Below are 13,278 nucleotides of genomic sequence, written 5' to 3' on the forward strand. Positions count from 1 at the left end.
AGGTCTTGAGAATGGGGAGTAGCGAGCGGTGTTGGATTTAGCGGTGTACCTGGTATTGGGCGTGGCCCTCGGCACGGTGGGTGGCCTGTTTGGTATTGGTGGTGGGCTGATTGCAATCCCGGTACTCGGCGTGTGGTTCGGCCTGGACCAACAACTTGCCCAAGGCACGGCGCTGGTGATGGTGGTGCCGAACGTGATGCTCGCCCTGTGGCGTTACCACCAGCGCAATCGCATCGAACTGCGGCACGCGTTGCCCTTGGGCATCATGGGGTTCAGCTTTGCCTGGCTCGGCTCGATCTGGGCCGTGGGGTTGGACGCAGGCGCCATGCGTATTGGCTTTATTGCGTTCTTGCTGACACTTTCGGCTTACAACCTGCTGCGCATGTTCACACGTAATGCACCGCCGACGGCCCACATGCGTTACTCCTGGCCCTGGCTTGGCGTGTTGGGCGCGGTGTCCGGTTCCATGGGCGGTTTGTTCGGAGTTGGCGGCGCGGTGGTGGCCACTCCGGTGCTCACCAGCCTGTTCGGCACCACCCAGGTCGTCGCCCAAGGGTTGTCCCTGGCCTTGGCGTTGCCCAGCACGGGTGTGACGTTGGCCACTTATGCCTGGCACCACGAGGTGGACTGGATGATCGGCGTACCGCTCGCCGTTGGCGGCTTGCTCAGTATCAGTTGGGGCGTGAAGGTTGCCCATGCGTTGCCGGAGCGTGTGTTGCGCGGCCTGTTCTGCGGCTTCCTGGTGCTGTGTGCGGTGATGCTCACCTTTAAAGTCTGAAGCCTTCTAGGATGTATTCGGCCAGGCACTCGGTGATCGGTGAGGTCATTTGCGGGTTACGCAGCAAGTGCAAATTCATCGAGGGCAGCGGTGGGAAACCCTCGTCGCTGCCGAGTATGCGCAAGTCGTCAGTCACCAGGCTTTCCATGCAGATCATGGCAGCCAGGCCGGCACTCACGACGGCCTGGATCGCCGCGACGTTGGTGCTGTGGTACGCCAGGCGATAGTCCCGTCCGGTTGCATCCAATGCGGTGCGGGTCCACTGCGTGTACACGCAGTCGGCACCGGACACCGCCAAGGGCACGGCATCGTGCTCTTCCACGCAAAAGCAGGGTGCCGCTGCCCACACCATGCGCTCGGTGCGTAACAGCTCGCCGATTTCCTTGCCGGGCTCGCGGCTGATAACTGTCAGTGCCAGATCCCGTCGCTGCATCAGCACCCTTGACGATTCGCAGTGCAGCTCGATCTGGATCAGCGGGTAGGCCTTGGAAAACCGCTTGAGGATCCCGGGAAGGAAACGCATCACGTAGTCGTCCGGTGTACCGATACGTACCAACCCCACCATATGTGGCTCGCGCAGGGTGTTGAACACCTCGCTGTGGAGCTTCAGGATGCGCCGCGCATAACCCAGCAACACCTGGCCCTCGGGCGTCAGCCGCACCTGCCTGCCATCGCGCTCGAACAGCTTGCGCTGCAACACGTCTTCTTCCAGACGCTTCATCTGCATGCTCACCGCCGATTGGGTGCGGTTAACCAGTTCACCGGCGCGGGTGAAACCGCCCTGGTCGGCGATGGCGACGAAGGTACGCAGCACTTCAGTGTCGATACTCGGGTAGCCGGACAATTGATCAATCTCCGAGATGTATTGCATAAGAAACATTCGTTGGATTGATCATATTGCACGGCACACACTTGCGTCATCCCCACTGGAGGGCGAGAAGATGAAAGGTCAGAAAGGTTTTGTGTTGATCGCCAAGCGGCCGTTTTCCGGGCTACTGCGGGTGGTATTTCGGTGGCAGGTGTTGCGCCACGAACGGCTGATGCTGGCGAGCATGAGCGATGATGCGCTCAAGGACATCGGCCTCAGCCGTGCCGATGTGGAGCAGGAGAGCCATCGGCATTTCTGGGAAGATCCGCTGCGAAAATGACCGCGGATACAGTAGGGTAGGTCGCGAGCATTCAAGGAGATTCCCATGCCCGCCGACTTGTCCTTTTCCCTCAAGCAAGCTCGACGCATGGCGCTGGCGGCCCAGGGATTTTCCGGGCGCCAGGCGCCCGCACTGATAAAAGCTGCGCACCTCAACCGCGTGATCGAGCGCTTGGGCGTGGTGCAGATTGACTCGGTCAATGCGCTGGTGCGCTCTCATTACCTGCCGCTGTTTTCCCGCCTGGGCAATTACTCCCCGTTGTTGCTTGAACAAGCGGCTTGGAGCCAGGGCCGGCGGCGTTCCCTGTTTGAGTATTGGGGGCACGAGGCCTCGTTGCTGCCGATGGCGTTGTACCCGTTGATGCGTTGGCGTATGGAGCGGGCGCAAGAGGGGCGTGGTATCTATTCGCAGATGGCGCGCTTTGGTCGTGAGCAGCAGGCCACGATCCAGCGCGTTTTGCAGACCGTCGAACAGCAGGGCGCGCTGGGCGCGGGCAGTTTGTCGACCCGCGAAGAACGGGCCGGACCCTGGTGGGACTGGAGCGATGAAAAACATGCGCTGGAGTGGCTGTTCGCCGCCGGCCTGGTTACCGTTGCCGGCAGGCGTGGTTTCGAGCGGCTCTACGACTTGCCCGAGCGTGTCATCCCTGGCGACATCCTCCGGCAGGCACCGTTGGCCGAGGCCGAGGCCCAACGTGGCTTGCTCCTGCACAGCGCCACCGCCTTAGGTGTAGGCACCGAAAAAGACCTGCGCGACTACTTCCGCCTTGACCCCGCCGACAGTCGCAGTCGCCTCGCGGAGTTGGTCGAGGACGGGCAATTGCAGGTTTGCCAGGTGCAAGGCTGGAAGCAAGCGGCATATTGCCTGCCCGCGCCCAACGTGCCACGCAAGGTGTCGGCCAGCGCATTGCTGTCGCCCTTCGACTCGCTGGTCTGGGAGCGCAGCCGCACCGAGCGCTTGTTCGATTTCCGCTACCGGCTGGAGATCTACACCCCGCAAGACAAGCGGGTGTACGGCTACTACGTGCTGCCGTTTTTGCACCACGAGCGGATCGTTGCACGGATCGACCTGCGGGCCGAACGCGCCAACGGGCGCCTGGCCGTGCATGCGGTGCATGAGGAAGAGCCGGGGCTGGATGAGGAGGGGATGTTGGCGCTGGCGTTGAACCTGCGGCAAATGGCCGACTGGCTGGGGCTCGAACATATCCAGCTCAATTGCCAGCGGTCGAGTGCCGACCGGTTGCGGTTAGCCATGCTGCACTTGTAGGAGGAAGGTACTTTCGTGGCGAGCGGGCTTGCCCCGCGTTGGGCTGCGAAGCAGCCCCAGTAAGATCACTGAAGGGGTTCAGGCGCAATTGCGGCGTGGGTTTTGGGGCGGCTTCGCCACCCAACGCGGGGCAAGCCCGCTCGCCACAACAAGCCCTATTTTCCACACGTCTGCTAGCGCTTGACCTGCTTCAAAGTCTCGGCAATCAGGAACGCCAACTCCAGCGACTGGTCGGCGTTCATCCGTGGGTCGCAATGGGTGTGGTAGCGGTCCGACAAGCCATCTTCAGTGATCGGCCGCGCGCCGCCGATGCACTCGGTGACGTTCTGCCCGGTCATCTCGATATGAATCCCGCCGGCATACGTGCCCTCGGCCTGGTGCACCTGGAAGAACTCCTTGACCTCGCCGAGGATCTGCGCGAAGTCGCGGGTCTTGTAGCCGCTGCTGGCCTTGATGGTGTTGCCGTGCATCGGGTCGGAGCTCCACAGCACCTGCTTGCCTTCGCGCTGCACGGCGCGAATCAGGTTGGGCAGATGGTCGCCGACTTTGCCTGCGCCCATGCGCGCGATCAGGTTGAGGCGGCCGGGGTCGTTGTCGGGGTTGAGGATGTCGATCAGGCGGATCAGGTCATCCGGGTTCATGCTCGGGCCGACTTTGACGCCGATCGGGTTGTTCACCCCGCGCAGGAACTCGACATGAGCGCCATCCAACTGACGGGTGCGGTCGCCGATCCACAGCATGTGGGCCGAGCAGTCGTAGTAGTCGTTGGTCAGGCTGTCGCGGCGCACGAAGGCTTGTTCGTAGTTGAGCAGCAGCGCTTCATGGGCGGTGAAAAAGCTGGTTTCGCGCAGTTGCGGTGAGCTGTCCATGCCGCAGGCACGCATGAAGGCCAGGGTTTCGTCGATGCGGTCGGCCAACTGGCTGTATTTTTCGGCCAGGGCGGAGTTGGCGATAAAGTCCAGGTTCCACTTGTGCACCTGGTGCAGGTCGGCAAAACCGCCCTGGGCAAACGCGCGTAGCAGGTTGAGGGTGGCGGTGGACTGGTGGTAGGACTGCAGCAGGCGGTCCGGGTCCGGCACGCGGCTTTTTTCGTCGAAGCCGATGCCGTTGACGATATCGCCACGGTAGGCGGGCAGGGTGATGCCGTCGATGGTCTCATCGTTGGCCGAGCGCGGCTTGGCGAACTGGCCGGCCATGCGCCCGACTTTCACCACCGGGCAGCCGGCGGCGAAGGTCATCACAATGGCCATCTGCAGCAGCACCTTGAAGGTGTCGCGGATTTTTGCGGCGGAGAACTCGGCAAAGCTCTCGGCGCAGTCGCCACCTTGCAGCAGGAACGCGCGACCCTGGGTCACCTCGGCAAACTGACGGCGCAACTCGCGGGCTTCCCCGGCAAACACCAGCGGCGGATAGCTGGCCAGGCTCTGCTCTACGTGCAACAAGTGCGCAGCGTCCGGGTACTGGGGTTGTTGCTGGATTGGCAGGGCGCGCCAGCTGTCGGGGCTCCAGGGTTGGCTCATCATGAACTCGATTGGGTGGTTGACGGTGGGGCGCCAATGTTATCAGTAATTAGTGCGTGACCTGTTGCCGCCGGTTGGCCGACAATCGCGCCTTTACCGTGCGGTAAACCCTTTAGGAGTAGTGATGACCGAGGAGCGTGTCGAGCGCCTGCTGGCCGAAGTCCATGATGATTTCGGCATGATCCGTGTGCTCGAGGTGGCCGATTACCGGTTTCTCGAGTTTGGCGACGCCATCGAGCAAAGCTGCGTGTTCACCGCTGACCCGAGCTGGCTGGAGTACGACTACACCCGTGCGATGCTGATCGGTGCGTTGTGCCATGAGCAGCCGGAGAGCGCGCTGTTCCTCGGCCTGGGAGCGGGTACGTTGACCCAGGCGTGCCTCAAGTTCCTGCCGCTGGAAGATGTCGAAGCCATCGAGCTACGCCCCGATGTGCCGCGCCTGGCCATCGAATACTTGGGGCTGGATGATGATCCGCGTCTGTATATCCGCATCGGCGACGCCTTGGAATTGTTGGAGACCGCTGAATCGGCGGACCTGATTTTCGTCGACCTCTACACGGATGTCGGCCCCGGCGTCGGACACCTGGCCTGGACCTTCCTGGAAAACTGCCAGAAGAAACTCAACCCTGGCGGTTGGCTGGTGATCAACCAGTGGGCGACCGATGATGGCAAACCCTTGGGCGCGGCGTTGCTGCGTGGTCTGTACCACCGGCATTACTGGGAACTGCCGGTGAAGGAGGGCAATGTGATCCTATTGGTGCCTTCGGATCTGGACCAGGCGCTGGATCTTGATGCGCTCTGGGGGCGCGCCGAAGCCCTCGCACCGCGATTGGGGTATTCGTTGCAGTCGTTGATCAAGGCGATTCGGCCGGCTACTTAGTCTTAGTCGCCTGTACCGACGCCATCGACTTGCCCCCGATGGCGTCGGTACAGGCGACTCAAATACCCTTGAACACCCCCGGTCGCTTCTCGACCATCGCTCGCACGCCTTCCTTGGCATCCTCGCTGTTCAGCAATTTATCCACCATCGGCGGCAGCGCGGCCGCCGCAACAGTTTCGCCTTCCATACGTGCCCGGCGGGACGACATCAAGGTGGCCTGGACGCCGAGCGGCGCCTGGCGCGCGATGCGACTGGCGAGTTCGATGGCGCGGGGCAGCAGGTCTTCACTGGCCATTACTTCCTGCACCAAACCCAGGCGCAGGGCTTCATGGGCGTCGAACTCATCGCCGGTGAGCAGCCAGCGCATTGCGTTGCCCCAGCCGGCGATCTGATGAAAACGCAATGTCGCACCCCCAAACGGAAAAATCCCACGTTGTACTTCCATCTGCGCAAAGCGGGTATTGCTCGCGCACACATTAATATCCGCAGCGAGCATCAACTCGATACCGATGGTCAGGCAGTAGCCCTGGGCCGCGACGATCACCGGTTTACTGACCCTGGGGCCTGCGAAAACGCCCCACGGATCGCAACCTCCCAGTGGGGGTTGCCAGCCTCCCGCCATCACGCCACTGACATTGGCCAGGTCCAGGCCAGCGGTGAAGTGGTCGCCGTGGGCAAATACTACGGCCACCCGTGCTTCGTCATTTCGATCAAATTCGCCATAAGCCAGGCTCAGTTCATTGAGCAAATCCAGGTCAAAGGCGTTGCGCTTGGCGACCCGATCCAGGCCCAACAGCAGGACATGGCCCTGGAGTTCACGGCTGACGCGGCTGCGGTTGGCTTGATTCATCGGGTGTTCCCTCGGGCGCAATGAAGGGTTTCAGACCAAAGGGTCTCGATGCTGGGTGAACCGTTTAAGCGTGATGACCAACAGGGCCGGGCCTTTGAAAAATAGACCCTGGCGCGCTTATCTGCAAAGACTGTGATGCAGCGCGGTTTATCGGCGCCTGGCGATAAAAAAAGCTCCCTTTTTCAGGTATTTCCGGTATAGTGCGCGCCGGCCTTTAACCGGGCCGCGTTTAGGTAGCGCAATTCCCCGAAGTCAGCTTCGGCTGCACGTCCGCACAGCGGACTCTCCCTTGACGAATCTTTTTCATTCATTCGTTTTCGCAAATCCCCGCCGACAAAGCAGCCAGGGCGACTCTTGAGTCTCAACACGGCATGCGCAGCTTTGGAGCATGGGTCTTTGCGGATGCACTTAGAGGCAGACCCATGACCCAGGAAACCGGCGGCTTCGCCGCTTTTAATCTTAACCCGAACATTCTCGCTGCCGTCATCGCGACCGGCTACGAAGAACCTTCGGCGATTCAGCAGCAATCGATCCCGATCATCATGGCCGGCCAGGACATGATTGGCCAGGCGCAAACCGGTACCGGTAAAACCGCCGCGTTCGCCCTGCCTATCCTGCACTGCATCGATCCTGCCAAGCGCGAACCGCAAGCCCTGATCCTGGCGCCAACGCGTGAGTTGGCGCTGCAAGTAGCAACCGCTTTCGAAACCTACGCCAAGCAAATGCCAGGCGTTACCGTTGTTGCCGTTTACGGCGGCGCGCCGATGGGCCCGCAACTGAAAGCCATCCGTAATGGCGCTCAGATCGTTGTTGCCACCCCAGGCCGCCTGTGCGACCACCTGCGTCGCGACGAGAAAGTCCTGTCGACCGTGAACCACCTGGTTCTGGACGAAGCTGACGAAATGTTGAAGCTGGGCTTCATGGATGACCTGGAAGTCATCTTCAAGGCACTGCCTCCAACCCGTCAGACCGTCCTGTTCTCGGCTACCCTGCCACAGTCGATCCGTGCCATTGCCGAACGCCACCTGCGCGATCCGCAACACGTGAAGATCCAGACCAAGACTCAGACCGTTACCGCGATCGAACAGGCTCACCTGTTGGTTCACGCTGACCAGAAGACCTCGGCTGTATTGAGCCTGCTGGAAGTCGAAGACTTCGACGCCCTGATCATGTTCGTGCGTACCAAGCAAGCGACCCTGGACCTGGCCAGTGCCCTGGAAGCCAAAGGCTACAAAGCTGCTGCGCTGAACGGTGACATCGCCCAGAACCAACGTGAGCGCGTGATCGACTCCCTCAAGGATGGCCGTCTGGACATCGTTGTAGCGACCGACGTAGCGGCTCGTGGTCTCGACGTTCCGCGTATCACCCACGTGTTTAACGTTGACATGCCTTACGATCCAGAGTCCTACGTTCACCGTATCGGCCGTACCGGCCGTGCCGGTCGCGAAGGTCGTGCACTGCTGCTGGTGACTCCACGTGAGCGCCGCATGCTGCAAGTGATCGAGCGTGTAACCGGTCAGAAAGTGGCTGAAGTCCGCCTGCCGGATGCCCAGGCCGTTCTCGATGCCCGCATCAAGAAACTGACTAACAGCCTGTCGCCGCTGGTAGCTGACGCTGAATCGACCCACGGCGACCTGCTGGACCGCCTGACCGCCGATATCGGTTGCACCCCACGTGCCCTGGCTGCAGCCCTGCTGCGCAAGGCTACCAACGGTCAGGCCCTGACCCTGGCAGCCATCGAGAAAGAGCGCCCTCTGGTGCCGAACAACGTGCCACGCGGTGATCGTCCAGAGCGTACCGGCGACCGTCCGGACCGTGGTGATCGTGAGCGTCGCGCTCCGGTTCCATTGGCTGAAGGCCGTGCTCGTTGCCGTACCGCGCTGGGCGCGCGTGATGGTATCGCTGCCAAGAACCTGCTGGGCGCTATCCTCAACGAGGGTGGCCTGGCACGTGAAGCCATCGGTCGCATCCAGGTCCGTGACAGCTTCTCCCTGGTGGAGCTGCCGGAAGACGGTCTGGAAAAACTGCTGACCAAGCTGAAAGACACCCGCGTTGCCGGCAAGCAATTGAAGCTGCGTCGCTACCGCGAAGATTGATCCGCCCTTGGGCTGATTGATCGCACATAAAAAATCCCCGACTGGTTCGGGGATTTTTTTGTCCGGTGTTAACCGAAACGGTAGATGTCCATGCCCAGCGCGCCCATGGTGAACCCTTGATGCGCCACGCTGAAGGCACCCCCGGCGCCGCGCGCAAAGTACAGCGGTAACAAATGTTCATCGCTGGGATGGCTACGCACGGCGTGGGGCGCCTGGCGACGGTAATCATGCAAGGCTGCCTCGTCGTTGGCGGCGAGTGTGTCCACCATCCAGTCGCGGAAGTCGCGTGCCCAGGGTTCGATACTCTCGGGTCCGGCCTGCCAGTTCAGCTCGCCCAGGTTATGGGTGATGCTGCCGGAGCCGATCAACAGTACGTCCTGTTCGCGCAAGCTGGCGAGGGCATGCCCGACGCGGGTTTGCAGGGCAGGGCCCATGTGACTGGGCAATGAGACTTGCACCACTGGAATGTCCGCTGCCGGGTACATCAGCGAGAGCGGCACCCAGGTGCCATGGTCAAAAGGGCGGAGCTCATCGATTCGCGCATTCAAACCGTCTGCATGAAGCAGCTCGACGATTTCGTTGGCCAATTGCGGGTCGCCCGGCGCCGGGTACTGCACGGCGAACAGCTCGCGGGGGAAGCCGCCGAAGTCGTGCCAGGTTTCGGGCGCAGCGCTGCCGCTGACCAGCAGTTCCTGGCTTTCCCAGTGCGCCGACACCACCACAATTGCCTTCGGCCGTGGCAGTTCAGCGGCCAGGCGTTGCAGGGCGGGGCCGCTGGCGCCGGGTTGCAGGGCAAGCATGGGCGATCCGTGGGAGATAAACAGGCTGGGCAACATAAGGAAGGTCCTGAGGTTTAACATGGGCCCATCTTCAATCAGATCATTGATCTAAATCTAATATAAGTTTTAGCGCTTTTTGATCGAATTTTCGGAGGTGATTCCATGGAGCCCAAATTTTGGCAGGAACGCTGGGCGCGCAATCAGATCGGTTTTCACTTGCCCGAGGTCAATCCTTACCTGCTGCGGTATTGGCCTTCGCTGACACTTGCCCAGGGCGCCAAGGTGCTGGTGCCGCTGTGTGGCAAAAGCCTGGACCTGATGTGGCTGGCCAGTAACGGCTATCGCGTACTCGGCGTTGAACTGTCGGAGCAGGCGGTTGAAGCTTTTTTCAGCGAGCAGAATCTGACGCCGCGAATCACTCGGCACGGCGTGTTCAAGGTGTACCAGGCTGATTTGATCGAAGTATGGTGCGGCGATTTCTTTGCCTTGGACGCTGGGGTACTGGCTGATTGCACTGCGCTTTACGACCGTGCCGCACTGATCGCCTTGCCGCCGCTGATGCGCGCGCAGTACGCCGAGCAGTTGAATAGCCTGTTGCGGCCAGGCTGCCAGGGGCTGCTGATCACCCTGGACTACGACCAGACGCAAAAAGCCGGCCCACCCTTTGCGGTGACGGATGATGAGGTAAAGGTGCTACTGGGTTTCCAGTGGGGCCTGGAGGTGCTCGAGGCCCAGGATATTCTGGGGGAGAGTTGGAAGTTCGTGCAGGACGGTGTCACGCGCCTGGAAGAGTGCGCCTATCGGCTCACCAAGGTGTAAAAACCGTGCACAAAAAAAGGGGCGATCCAATCGCCCCTTTTTGCATTCCCGGGTATCAGCCCCGACGACGCAGCGCGTCGATACGCTCTTCCAGCGGTGGGTGGCTCATGAACATGCGAGCCAAGCCCTGCTTGACGCCACCGTTGATGCCAAAAGCGGTCAAGCTGTCGGGCATATGCACCGGCAGGCCCTGTTCGGAGCGCAAGCGCTGCAGCGCGCTGATCATTGCGCTGGTGCCAGCCAGGCGTGCGCCGGCTTCGTCTGCGCGGAACTCTCGTTTGCGCGAGAACCACATCACAATCGCGCTGGCCAGGAAGCCCAGTACCACTTCGGCAAAGATGGTCGCTACGAAGTAGGCGATACCGCGGCCGCCTTCGTTCTTGAAGATCACCTTGTCGACAAAGTTGCCGATGATCCGCGCAAAGAACATCACGAAGGTGTTAACCACGCCTTGCACCAGCGCCAGGGTAATCATGTCGCCGTTGGCTACGTGGCCAATCTCGTGTGCGAGTACCGCCTTCACTTCATCGGGTGAAAAGCGCTCGAGCAGCCCTTGGCTGACCGCCACGAGGGCGTCGTTCTTGTTCCAGCCCGTCGCAAAGGCATTGGCCTCGTAAGCAGGGAAAATCCCGACTTCGGGCATTTTAATACCTGCTTCTTGAGACAACTGCTCCACGGTTTGCATCAGCCATTGTTCATGGCGAGTGCGTGGTTGAGTGATGATCTGGGTGCTGGTGCTCATCTTCGCCATCCACTTGGAGATGAACAGCGAGAACAGCGAACCGGCGAAACCAAAGACCGCACAGAAAATCAGCAGCTGATTGAGGTTCAGATCAACCCCGTTGGCCGCCATGAACCCGTTGAAGCCGAAAAGGCTCAGGGTGATGCTGGCAATCAGCACGACCGCCAGGTTGGTGGCCAAGAACAGCAGGATGCGCATCATGGTTGTAGAGTTCTCCTCATGCTTAATATGTCGCGTACTGCGGGGTATATAAGGTGCGGCTTGGGGTGATTCAACCGAGCGACTATTTCAAACTGTGTCCTACAGCCTGAATGTAGAGCCTTGAAGGGATTTTCCGATGACGAATGCCATCCGTGAAAAGCCACTTTTTGCCTTGCGGCCCCGTAACTACAGGGGCTTGTGGATGTAGAGACGCAAGTGCAGTGCGGGGAAAGTGGATAGCCAGAGAAGTGTTGCCAGATAATCGCTGTACGACCGAATGTGGGTCGTACAGCGCCATGCCGGTTACTGGCGATAGGACTTGAGGAAGTTGCCGATACGGCCAATGGCCATGTCCAGGTCATCCACGCGCGGCAGGGTCACCACACGGAAGTGATCCGGCCACGGCCAGTTGAACGCCGTGCCCTGGACCACCAGCAGCTTTTCCGACAGCAGCAGGTCGAGCACGAACTTCTCGTCGTTGAGGATCGGGCAGACTTTCGGGTCGATCCTTGGGAAGGCGTACAACGCGCCCATGGGCTTCACGCAGCTCACGCCCGGGATCGCATTGAGCAGTTCCCAGGTACGGTTGCGCTGCTCCAGCAGGCGGCCCTGGGGCAGGATCAGGTCATTGATGCTCTGGTAGCCACCCAGGGCGGTCTGGATGGCGTGCTGGCTCGGCACGTTGGCGCACAGGCGCATGTTGGCCAGCATGTCGATACCTTCGATGTAGCTCTGGGCGTTGTGCTTGGGTCCGGAAATCGCGATCCAGCCTGAGCGGAAACCCGCCACGCGGTAGGACTTGGACAGGCCGTTGAAGGTCAGGCACAGCAGGTCCGGCGCCAGGGAACCGGTGCAGATATGCACCGCATCGTCGTAGAGGATCTTGTCGTAGATCTCGTCGGAGAACACCACCAGGTTGTGCTGGCGTGCCAACTCGAGCATGCCCAGCAGCACTTCCTTGGAATACACGGCGCCGGTGGGGTTGTTCGGGTTGATGATTACCAGGGCCTTGGTGTTCGGCGTGATCTTGGCCTTGATGTCGGCCAGGTCCGGGAACCAGTCGGCGCCCTCGTCGCACAGGTAGTGCACCGGGTGGCCGCCGGCCAGGGTCACGGCAGCGGTCCACAGCGGGTAGTCCGGTGCCGGCACCAGCACTTCGTCGCCGTTGTTGAGCAGGGCCTGCATGGACATCACGATCAGCTCGGACACGCCATTACCCAGGTAGATGTCTTCGATGCCGACACCTTCGACCTGCTTCTGCTGGTAGTACTGCATCACGGCCTTGCGCGCGCTGAACAGGCCTTTGGAGTCGCTGTAGCCCTGGGCCGTTGGCAGGTTGCGGATCACATCCTGGAGGATTTCATCCGGCGCTTCGAAACCAAAGGGCGCCGGGTTGCCAATGTTCAGCTTGAGGATGCGATGGCCTTCCTCTTCCAGGCGCTTGGCGTGCTTGAGCACTGGGCCGCGAATGTCGTAGCAGACGTTGGCGAGCTTGTTCGATTTGCTGACCTGCATGGCGATGTGATCCTGAAAATGAACGATCCAGACGGTATGGGCACTACCGTACTGTGAATGCTGCAAGGCCCGCACCCATAAATACGTTTGAATGCCGGTAGCGCGGGTGCCAGACTGGCGTTTTGAAGAGGCGCAATCATACGTGCCGCCTGATCCATGGAAAAGATACAGATCAGGCTTTTTCAGTTGCCGAGGTGTACCGATGGAAAAGTTGCAGAAAACCGTTGAAGAATGGGAGGCAATGCTCGATCCAGAGCAGTACAACGTGTGCCGCCTCAAGGGCACCGAGCGTCCTTTCAGCGGTAAGTACAATGGGACCAAGACCGACGGCGTGTATCACTGCATCTGCTGCAATGAGCCGCTGTTCGATTCGACCACCAAGTTTGATTCCGGCTGCGGCTGGCCGAGTTTCTACGCGCCGATCGCCGACAGCGCAATGATCGAGATCCGTGACGTCAGCCACGGCATGATCCGCACCGAAGTCACCTGCGCCAAATGCGATGCGCACCTTGGGCATGTGTTCCCGGACGGTCCGCCGCCGACGGGGCTGCGTTATTGCATCAACTCGGTGTGCCTGGACCTTGTTCCTCGTTAACTTGAAGGGCGTCGGGACTCTGTAGGAGCGCTCGCGAAAGTCGTCAACGATTACGCGGCCATTCTGGTTCAGCGCGGTGTCCTTGAGTT

At 60.7% G+C, this 13,278-nt stretch carries 13 protein-coding genes; 7 read left to right on the forward strand and 6 right to left on the reverse strand.

Annotated elements, in window-relative coordinates; genetic code table 11:
- Positions 1-28: 28 nt before the first annotated feature.
- The gene (locus FIV39_RS26705; protein ID WP_090407289.1) at positions 29-778 is read left to right on the forward strand and encodes a sulfite exporter TauE/SafE family protein; all 750 of its coding nucleotides are present in this window, start codon (positions 29-31) and stop codon (positions 776-778) included.
- Here FIV39_RS26705 and FIV39_RS26710 read toward each other — a convergent pair.
- The gene (locus tag FIV39_RS26710; protein WP_090407286.1) at positions 768-1,649 is read right to left on the reverse strand and encodes a LysR substrate-binding domain-containing protein; all 882 of its coding nucleotides are present in this window, start codon (positions 1,647-1,649) and stop codon (positions 768-770) included. The two genes, FIV39_RS26705 and FIV39_RS26710, sit on opposite strands and share 11 nt — an antisense overlap.
- A 70-nt stretch (positions 1,650-1,719) precedes the next feature.
- On the opposite strand from FIV39_RS26710, the gene FIV39_RS26715 reads away from it, so the two are divergent.
- Together FIV39_RS26715 and FIV39_RS26720 are read left to right on the forward strand one after the other, a co-directional pair.
- Positions 1,720-1,926: a DUF1127 domain-containing protein gene (locus FIV39_RS26715; protein WP_244176400.1), complete on the forward strand. Its 207-nt coding sequence runs from the start codon at positions 1,720-1,722 to the stop codon at positions 1,924-1,926.
- A gap of 45 nt (positions 1,927-1,971) precedes the next feature.
- Complete coding sequence (locus FIV39_RS26720) at positions 1,972-3,192, forward strand: winged helix-turn-helix domain-containing protein (protein WP_090407280.1); 1,221 nt, start codon at positions 1,972-1,974, stop codon at positions 3,190-3,192.
- A 173-nt stretch (positions 3,193-3,365) separates the two neighbouring features.
- On the opposite strand, the gene FIV39_RS26725 is transcribed toward FIV39_RS26720, so the two are convergent.
- A complete protein-coding gene (locus FIV39_RS26725) occupies positions 3,366-4,712 on the reverse strand; it encodes a class II 3-deoxy-7-phosphoheptulonate synthase (protein WP_090407277.1) in 1,347 nt (448 codons plus the stop codon).
- 124 nt (positions 4,713-4,836) lie between these two features.
- Between FIV39_RS26725 and FIV39_RS26730 the strand changes: the two genes are divergently transcribed.
- A complete protein-coding gene (locus FIV39_RS26730; RefSeq protein WP_090407275.1) occupies positions 4,837-5,592 on the forward strand; it encodes a spermidine synthase in 756 nt (251 codons plus the stop codon).
- A gap of 58 nt (positions 5,593-5,650) precedes the next feature.
- On the opposite strand, the gene FIV39_RS26735 is transcribed toward FIV39_RS26730, so the two are convergent.
- Complete coding sequence (locus tag FIV39_RS26735) at positions 5,651-6,442, reverse strand: crotonase/enoyl-CoA hydratase family protein (protein WP_090407272.1); 792 nt, start codon at positions 6,440-6,442, stop codon at positions 5,651-5,653.
- A 422-nt stretch (positions 6,443-6,864) separates the two neighbouring features.
- On the opposite strand from FIV39_RS26735, the gene FIV39_RS26745 reads away from it, so the two are divergent.
- Entirely contained in the window at positions 6,865-8,538 is a 1,674-nt protein-coding gene (locus FIV39_RS26745; protein WP_090407268.1) for a DEAD/DEAH box helicase, read from the forward strand.
- Between the two features lie 68 nt (positions 8,539-8,606).
- Here FIV39_RS26745 and FIV39_RS26750 read toward each other — a convergent pair whose 3' ends face one another.
- Entirely contained in the window at positions 8,607-9,374 is a 768-nt protein-coding gene (locus FIV39_RS26750) for a DODA-type extradiol aromatic ring-opening family dioxygenase (protein WP_090407265.1), read from the reverse strand.
- A 105-nt stretch (positions 9,375-9,479) separates the two neighbouring features.
- Here FIV39_RS26750 and FIV39_RS26755 point away from each other — a divergent pair, with 105 nt between their 5' ends.
- Positions 9,480-10,136, forward strand: coding sequence for a thiopurine S-methyltransferase (locus FIV39_RS26755; RefSeq protein WP_090407261.1), 657 nt, complete (start codon positions 9,480-9,482; stop codon positions 10,134-10,136).
- A gap of 55 nt (positions 10,137-10,191) precedes the next feature.
- On the opposite strand, the gene htpX is transcribed toward FIV39_RS26755, so the two are convergent.
- The gene (gene htpX / locus FIV39_RS26760; protein WP_027607000.1) at positions 10,192-11,079 is read right to left on the reverse strand and encodes a protease HtpX; all 888 of its coding nucleotides are present in this window, start codon (positions 11,077-11,079) and stop codon (positions 10,192-10,194) included.
- 303 nt (positions 11,080-11,382) lie between these two features.
- Positions 11,383-12,594 (reverse strand): pyridoxal phosphate-dependent aminotransferase, encoded by a 1,212-nt coding sequence (locus tag FIV39_RS26765; RefSeq protein ID WP_012723006.1) that lies wholly within the window; start codon positions 12,592-12,594, stop codon positions 11,383-11,385.
- 202 nt (positions 12,595-12,796) lie between these two features.
- Here FIV39_RS26765 and msrB point away from each other — a divergent pair, with 202 nt between their 5' ends.
- Positions 12,797-13,189: a peptide-methionine (R)-S-oxide reductase MsrB gene (msrB, locus tag FIV39_RS26770; RefSeq protein WP_090407258.1), complete on the forward strand. Its 393-nt coding sequence runs from the start codon at positions 12,797-12,799 to the stop codon at positions 13,187-13,189.
- Positions 13,190-13,278: the final 89 nt, after the last annotated feature.

Origin of the sequence: Pseudomonas grimontii, from assembly GCF_007858185.1 — a bacterium.
GTDB lineage: Bacteria > Pseudomonadota > Gammaproteobacteria > Pseudomonadales > Pseudomonadaceae > Aquipseudomonas > Aquipseudomonas grimontii.

What these genes read in the sequence shown, in the direction of transcription:
- FIV39_RS26710 (WP_090407286.1), bottom strand. Translation starts at nt 1,649, where the DNA reads ATGCAATACATCTCGGAGATTGATCAATTGTCCGGCTACCCGAGTATC.
- FIV39_RS26715 (WP_244176400.1), top strand. Translation starts at nt 1,720, where the DNA reads ATGAAAGGTCAGAAAGGTTTTGTGTTGATCGCCAAGCGGCCGTTTTCC.
- FIV39_RS26720 (WP_090407280.1), top strand. Translation starts at nt 1,972, where the DNA reads ATGCCCGCCGACTTGTCCTTTTCCCTCAAGCAAGCTCGACGCATGGCG.
- FIV39_RS26725 (WP_090407277.1), bottom strand. Translation starts at nt 4,712, where the DNA reads ATGAGCCAACCCTGGAGCCCCGACAGCTGGCGCGCCCTGCCAATCCAG.
- FIV39_RS26730 (WP_090407275.1), top strand. Translation starts at nt 4,837, where the DNA reads ATGACCGAGGAGCGTGTCGAGCGCCTGCTGGCCGAAGTCCATGATGAT.
- FIV39_RS26735 (WP_090407272.1), bottom strand. Translation starts at nt 6,442, where the DNA reads ATGAATCAAGCCAACCGCAGCCGCGTCAGCCGTGAACTCCAGGGCCAT.
- FIV39_RS26745 (WP_090407268.1), top strand. Translation starts at nt 6,865, where the DNA reads ATGACCCAGGAAACCGGCGGCTTCGCCGCTTTTAATCTTAACCCGAAC.
- FIV39_RS26750 (WP_090407265.1), bottom strand. Translation starts at nt 9,374, where the DNA reads ATGTTGCCCAGCCTGTTTATCTCCCACGGATCGCCCATGCTTGCCCTG.
- FIV39_RS26755 (WP_090407261.1), top strand. Translation starts at nt 9,480, where the DNA reads ATGGAGCCCAAATTTTGGCAGGAACGCTGGGCGCGCAATCAGATCGGT.
- htpX (WP_027607000.1), bottom strand. Translation starts at nt 11,079, where the DNA reads ATGATGCGCATCCTGCTGTTCTTGGCCACCAACCTGGCGGTCGTGCTG.
- FIV39_RS26765 (WP_012723006.1), bottom strand. Translation starts at nt 12,594, where the DNA reads ATGCAGGTCAGCAAATCGAACAAGCTCGCCAACGTCTGCTACGACATT.
- msrB (WP_090407258.1), top strand. Translation starts at nt 12,797, where the DNA reads ATGGAAAAGTTGCAGAAAACCGTTGAAGAATGGGAGGCAATGCTCGAT.